General features: G+C 75.2%; 1 protein-coding gene. It reads right to left on the bottom strand.

Features of this window, described 5'->3' with window-relative positions; translation table 11 throughout:
* Window positions 1–1,613: ATP-binding protein (locus ACTUAL_RS24305; RefSeq protein WP_440901876.1), on the bottom strand; the 1,613-nt coding region annotated here is incomplete at both ends.

The following is a 1,613-nucleotide window of genomic DNA, read 5'->3' as shown; positions in this document are numbered from 1 at the left end:
CCGAGGCGGGCGTCGGCGGCGACGCCGTCGGGCTCGGCGGGCAGGTCGACCGGCGCCTCGACGGCGGCGGTCTCGGCCTCGGCGGTGGCGCCGTCGGCCAGCGGCTCCAGGCGCATCAGCGGCGCGCCGGTGGCGACCTGGCTGCCCACGGACACCGGGCGCTCCCGGACCCTGGCGCGGAACGGCGCGCGCAGCACCGTCTCCATCTTCATGCTCTCCAGCACCAGCACGGGCGAGCCCGCGTCCACCTCGTCGCCCACGGCGACCGGGGTGGCCACGACCAGCGCGGGCGCGGGCGAGCGGACGACGCCGCCCTCGTCCAGGCTGATGCGGTGCGCGACGCCGTCGACCTCGACCAGGTGCACGGGGCCGTGGGTGGCGACGACGAGGCGGTGGCGGCGGCCGTTGACGGTGACCTGGCCGCTGTGGTCGTCGAAGCGCTCGCCCTCGACGTCGGCGGTGTGCACGGCGCCGCCGCCGGAGACGCCCACGCGGAAGCGGGAGCGGCCGACGCGGGCCACGGTGACCTGGTAGCTCGCGCCGCGCAGCTTCAGGTTCAGCGGGCGGCCGGTCTCGTGCTGCACCTGGGGACGGCCGCCGTACGCGGTGGCCAGCAGGCCCTGGCGGCTGACCGCCTCCTCCTCCAGGTAGGAGGCGATGGCGGCGGTGGCGAGCGCGACGCCGGAGTGCCTGCGCACGACCAGGCCGCCGTCGGCGCGGACCCGGTCGATCCAGCCGGTGTCGGCGCTGGCGTCGATCACCTCGGGCTGGTCGAGCAGGTCGAGCACGAAGCTCTTGTTGGTGGCGCCGCCCTCGATGACGACGGTGGTCTCGGCCATGGCGCGGCGCAGGCGGCCGAGCGCCTCGGAGCGGTCCCGGCCGTAGGCGATGATCTTGGCGATCATCGAGTCGAAGTCGGCGGGGATGCTGTCGCCCTCGCTGACGCCGGTGTCGACCCGGATGCCGGGGCCGGAGGGCAGCACGAGGCGGGTGATGCGGCCGGGCGAGGGGGCGAAGTCGCGGTCGGGGTCCTCGGCGTTGAGCCGGGCCTCCACGGCGTGGCCGCTCTCCACCGGCTGCGGGCCCTCCAGCCTGCCGCCGGACGCCACGTGCAGCTGCAGCTTGACCAGGTCGGTGCCGGTGGTGATCTCGGTGATGGGGTGCTCGACCTGGAGGCGGGTGTTGACCTCCAGGAACGCGAACAGCTTCTCGCCGGGGTGGTACAGGAACTCGACGGTGCCCGCGCCCCGGTAGTCCACGGCGAGCGCGAGGCGCTCGGCGGACGCCTTGAGCTCGGCGGTCTGCTCGGGGTCCAGGACCGGGGACGCCGACTCCTCGATGATCTTCTGGTTGCGACGCTGGACCGAGCAGTCGCGGACGCCGAGGGCCCAGGCGCCGCCCTGCCCGTCGGCGATCAGCTGCACCTCGACGTGCCGGGCCCCGGTGACCAGGCGCTCCAGGAACACGATGCCGGAGCCGAAGGCGCGCAGGGCCTCCTGGCTGGTGCGCTCGTACGCGTCGGTCAGGTCCTCGGCCGAGTCGACCCGCCGGATGCCCCGGCCGCCGCCACCGGCGGTCGCCTTGAGCATCAGCGGGTAGCCGATCTCGTCGCC

The sequence above is a fragment of the Actinosynnema sp. genome, assembly GCF_052038725.1.
This window is presented reverse-complemented; position numbering and strand designations above follow the sequence as displayed.